Raw genomic sequence first — 4,577 nt, 5'->3', positions numbered from 1 at the left:
ATGAGCCGGTCTCTATATAAGAATAGAGATTTAGAAAAGCTTGAGCCGTATGAGGGGAAACTCTCACGTACGGTTCTGAGGGGGGAAGAGGGCAGTAATGCCCTTGACCTACCCGATCGTCCATCCGACCTGCAACAGCGTGACGGACGCGGAGTTAGGGCGGGCAACGAGATTGCCAAGCGTTTTGCCGGGAACAATGTGGATGTCATCATCTACGCGGTGGAAAAGTCGTTGGACAGCTACAAGTTCAACCTGCTGCACTGCAAGCAGACGTTCATCTCGCAGCTCAAAAGCGGGGCGATGGGCGCACGTACCATCGATGAGGGGGCTATGGACGAGAAATCGGGCATGAACTTCTCGGAGTACATGGCGTTGCTCTCCGGCAATACCGACCTTTTGGACAAGGCGAAACTGGAGAAGCGTATCGCATCGCTTGAAGGGGAACGCAAGTCGTTCAACAAGGGCAAGCGCGATTCGGAGTTCAAGCTGGAAGCCAAGACGGGGGAACTGCGCAACAACACGGCTGTCATCGAAGCCATGACGGAGGACTGGAACCGTTTTCTTTCCGTTGTGCAGACTGATAAGGAAGGTAGTCGCCTTAATATTGTCAAGGTGGACGGCGTGGATTCAACCGACGAAAAAGTTATTGGAAAGCGTTTGCAGGAGATAGCCAAGAACGCCACGACGGGCGGTTTGTACAAGCCTGTCGGGGAGATTTACGGTTTCCCGATAATGGTGGTCAGCGAGAGGATACTCAAAGAGGGGCTGGAATTTACCGACAATCGCTTCGTGGTGGAAGGGAATTACAAATACACCTATAACAACGGGCATCTGGCGATGGCTGACCCGGTAGCCGCCGCACGTAATTTCCTGAATGCATTGGAGAGGATTCCGTCCATCATCGACCAGTATAAGGCGAAGAACGAGGTGCTGGAAAAGGAGGTTCCGCAGTTGCAGGAGATAGCGGGCAAGGTGTGGAAGAAAGAGGACGAACTGAAACAGTTGAAGTCCGAACTTGCCGCGCTTGACCGCAAGATACAGTTGGAGCTTGCGCCGCCCGCGCAGGAAGTCACCGAAAAAGAAAAGAACGGGCAGGAGATCAAGCCAGATGCGGAAGGTGTACGGAGCATATCGCCACAACAAACCGATGATGTCCCGCAGATTCGCAGCCCGATGGATAAACGAAGTCCGTCTGGCAATTTCATTGCCAATCATATCATTATCGGGCGTCCGGGTTTTCAGTTTAAGGATGAAAACCGATCGAAAGGGATAAAAATTTAAAATTATGAATTTTATATAAAATATTAATAGGGGCTATCCAAAAGGTCTAAAAGTAAATCTTATCCCCTCTGCAAGTATCTGTAGAAGAGTGATTGCAAGAATTTCTTTCTTTTTGGGCAGCCTCTATTAAATTTATTTATTCTTTCTTGATTTATGTTTATAAACATTATACCAAAAACATTCCAACTAACCTTGTTTATGTTTTGTCAGCCACCATTTGCACAACCATATTTGACTCCCAAAGAGAGTGAATTCGATAAGATAACTTGCTGCATACCCACAATAAGGGGCTAAATAGAATACGAATGGGAAATAGATAACAGTACCGACAACAGATTGCGTTATGTAGTTGGTTAAACTCATTTTACCATAAAGCTGTAATGTGGAAACCGCTTTTTTGACACGTTCCTTATGACACAATAATATGAACGAGAATATTTCTACAGAATCATCAGTAAAACAGAAAAAAATACTAATTTTGTTTTTGATGATCATTTCAAAAGGAATTAGAAAAAATGTCTAATTCTAACTTATAGAGGAAAAAGCAACAATTAAATATTAAAGAATAAAAGATACGAAAAATATGACGCCAAAAGAGATACTACAAGAATGGATTGACTGCTTCAACGCCGCCGATGCAGTCGCTTTGGCAAACTTATACGCTCAGGATGCCATAAACCATCAAGTCGCAAACACCCCGGTTATAGGAAAAACAGCTATCCATAAAATGTTTGTAAATGAATTTGCAACCTCAAAAATGGTTTGTATTGTTGAGCATATATTCGAGGATGGAGAATGGGCTATCATGGAATGGAAAGATCCGCTCGGGTTGCGAGGATGCGGATTCTTCCATGTGCAAAACGATAAAATCGTTTTCCAAAGAGGTTATTGGGATAAGCTCAGCTTTCTCAAACAGCACGGTTTAACCGTAGAGAATAGTGATAAAAATCCAAACACATAACACCGTCCGATATGGGAATCATCATTCATTCTTTAGAGTCCGTTTCTTTCAAAGATTTGTATGCGGCATTCTCATCCGCATTCAAAGATTATGATTTCTCTTTGAATGCGGATGAATTGCGACGCATGCTCGACCGACGAGGATACAATCCACAACTATCTTTCGGAGCATTTTTCGAAGGACGGCTGATTTCTTTTGTGTTTAACGGAACAGGCATGTACAACAACATCTTGACGGCCTATGACACAGGGACGGGAACCGTACCTTCATTCCGGGGATTACACCTAACCCAAAAAATATTCACTTTCAGCCTCGAATTGATATATCAACAAGGAGTTCGGCAATATGTACTGGAAGTTTTGCAACACAATCACAAAGCAATAAAAATATATCGCAAATTAGGCTTTGAAACACAGAGAAATTTCAACTACTACTCTGCCAAACTGAGCGATATTGTTCCTGTATTGCAAGTAAACCATACCGCATGTCGCATACTCCCATCGGATTTAAAAAACTGCCTTAACCAAACGGCCTGGTTCGATTTTCATCCTTCATGGCAAAATGACAGGGCTTCACTGGAACGCGGAATCGACAATTTGGACATATTGGGAGCTTATGAAAGAGAAGAACTTGTCGGATTTGTTATCTTTGAACCGGCATCAGGCGATATTTCATCCCTCGCAGTTGCAAAAGATTACCGGCGTAAAGGAATAGGTAAGTCCTTGCTTAAAAGTGCTGTCAGTCATTTTCAAAGCGATGTACTCAAATTTACTAATGTTGATTGCGATTGTGAATCAGTCACTGGTTTCTTGTCATCATTAGGACTTACCCCAAAAGGACAACAGTTTGAAATGGTCAGAAAAATTTAACCTACATTTATATGAATAGCCCTCATCATCAAATAACGGTTCTCAGCTATACGCAGGCAGGGATTTTAACCACTGAACTTCCTACGAAGAACTGAACTTTAAATTTACCACTTAACTGTCCTACGAAGCACGAAAGCCCTGCTTGCGTATAGGTGATGTTATGCGGTCGGTTTTCATTTTCTCTTCTTTCTCGTTAATTTGTCAAGCAAAGTTACTAAATTTGCAGTCAAGCAATTTCAATTTTTGAATTATGTATTTCAGCAGACCTTGGACTTCTATCTAAGTGATAGGCAGTCCTGAAAATTCCAATCTCTTTTAGGTCAAGACAATTAGTCTATGGGTTTCGTGTACCGACTTTTTTGTAAAGGCGTTACGTTGTCATAGTTGCTCTGTCGGGTAATACTGTCTATTCACTTCTCCACGATTTGAATTCAAGTATTCACCTGTAAGAAGTTACTAAACCTGTTGGCGGAATTAATTTAGTGCATACTTAATTCTGCCAATGGGCTTGTCGTTAATGAAGTTTACGTATTGCAGAATGGTAAGTGCACTAATTTTGCCAATGATTCTGGCAAACAAACCATTCGTTATTTTCGCGTAGTTCCTGATGACCAAGAACTGGTCTGTAAGTTGTGAGAATATTGTCTCAATCCTCTTTCTTGCCTTTGCAAACGGAATGAATGTCGGTTTCCAATCCTTTTGGTTGAGCCGATACGGACACTCCAGTCTTATGTGTGCGGTTTCGAACAAGTCAAGCTGTACGTCAGCTCCAATATACCCTTTGTCACCATAGATGCTACAGTCGTGATAAGTATGTTTTACATCCTTCATATAATGGAGGTCAGCCACACTTGCCTTTGACAGATCATAGGAATGGATAACTCCACTTAACCCACAGAGAGCGTGTAACTTATAACCAAAATAATACGTGTTCTGCGAAGCACAGAAGCCGAAGTCGGGAGCTTGCGAGAAATTGCCGGCACGCCCCATCTTGCAACGTTTTCCTCTTGCAACCCTACAGACCTCTATCGGCTTGGAGTCAACAAAGAATTGTTCCTCTCCGCCATCCATTTCCATGGCAATCCGCTTGCGCAGTTCCTCACACAGGCCTGACGTTTTCTTCCTGCGGTCATTGAACTGTCTCCTTGATATGAGATTGGGAATGCTGTCCTTGTATTCTTGCAATTTATAGTCGAACAACCACTTCTCACTATCAATGCTCTCGGTCTCTGCCGTCAGGGATAGCGCCACCACTTCCAAATCCGAAAACTTGGGAACAGGACCACGACGTGGAACATTACCCGAATCATTGACGAGATTTTCAGAGAATTGCTTGCATATCTCGGCTCAGTAGAAATTTAGTGGGGATACGCATATAGTTTAGCGATGCGGAAAAGGAAGAACCTCTTGTCAGCTACGCCTCTTAGGTTTGCTCTGAATAGTTTAATTTTAGCATTGAAAGATTC

Annotated in this window: 3 protein-coding genes and 3 pseudogenes; 3 read left to right on the top strand and 3 right to left on the bottom strand. The window is 43.1% G+C overall.

Annotated elements, in window-relative coordinates:
• Positions 1–1,281 (top strand): annotated as a pseudogene (locus H8S63_RS19565) (DNA methylase); the annotation flags it as partial.
• 186 nt (positions 1,282–1,467) lie between these two features.
• Here H8S63_RS19565 and H8S63_RS19560 read toward each other — a convergent pair.
• Positions 1,468–1,746, bottom strand: a pseudogene (locus H8S63_RS19560) (DUF418 domain-containing protein); the annotation flags it as partial.
• A gap of 118 nt (positions 1,747–1,864) precedes the next feature.
• On the opposite strand from H8S63_RS19560, the gene H8S63_RS19555 reads away from it, so the two are divergent.
• Together H8S63_RS19555 and H8S63_RS19550 are read left to right on the top strand one after the other, a co-directional pair.
• A complete protein-coding gene (locus H8S63_RS19555; RefSeq protein WP_007366528.1) occupies positions 1,865–2,242 on the top strand; it encodes a nuclear transport factor 2 family protein in 378 nt (125 codons plus the stop codon).
• A gap of 11 nt (positions 2,243–2,253) precedes the next feature.
• Positions 2,254–3,111 (top strand): GNAT family N-acetyltransferase, encoded by an 858-nt coding sequence (locus H8S63_RS19550; RefSeq protein WP_007366527.1) that lies wholly within the window; start codon positions 2,254–2,256, stop codon positions 3,109–3,111.
• Positions 3,112–3,585: 474 nt separating this feature from the next.
• Here the strand turns inward: H8S63_RS19550 and H8S63_RS19545 are convergent, their stop codons facing one another.
• Together H8S63_RS19545 and H8S63_RS20445 are read right to left on the bottom strand one after the other, a co-directional pair.
• Positions 3,586–4,452 carry an IS982 family transposase gene (locus tag H8S63_RS19545; protein ID WP_370527614.1) on the bottom strand — a complete coding sequence of 289 codons (867 nt, stop codon included), beginning with the start codon at positions 4,450–4,452 and terminating at the stop codon, positions 3,586–3,588.
• 17 nt (positions 4,453–4,469) lie between these two features.
• Positions 4,470–4,577 (bottom strand): annotated as a pseudogene (locus H8S63_RS20445) (DDE transposase); the annotation flags it as partial.

It is taken from the genome of Bacteroides sp. NSJ-39, from assembly GCF_014287315.1.
Classification (GTDB): domain Bacteria; phylum Bacteroidota; class Bacteroidia; order Bacteroidales; family Bacteroidaceae; genus Bacteroides; species Bacteroides finegoldii.
The sequence above is the reverse complement of the archived record's forward strand: the minus strand, read 5'-3'. Positions and strand labels throughout refer to the sequence as shown.

What these genes read in the sequence shown, in the direction of transcription:
- H8S63_RS19555 (WP_007366528.1), top strand. Translation starts at nt 1,865, where the DNA reads ATGACGCCAAAAGAGATACTACAAGAATGGATTGACTGCTTCAACGCC.
- H8S63_RS19550 (WP_007366527.1), top strand. Translation starts at nt 2,254, where the DNA reads ATGGGAATCATCATTCATTCTTTAGAGTCCGTTTCTTTCAAAGATTTG.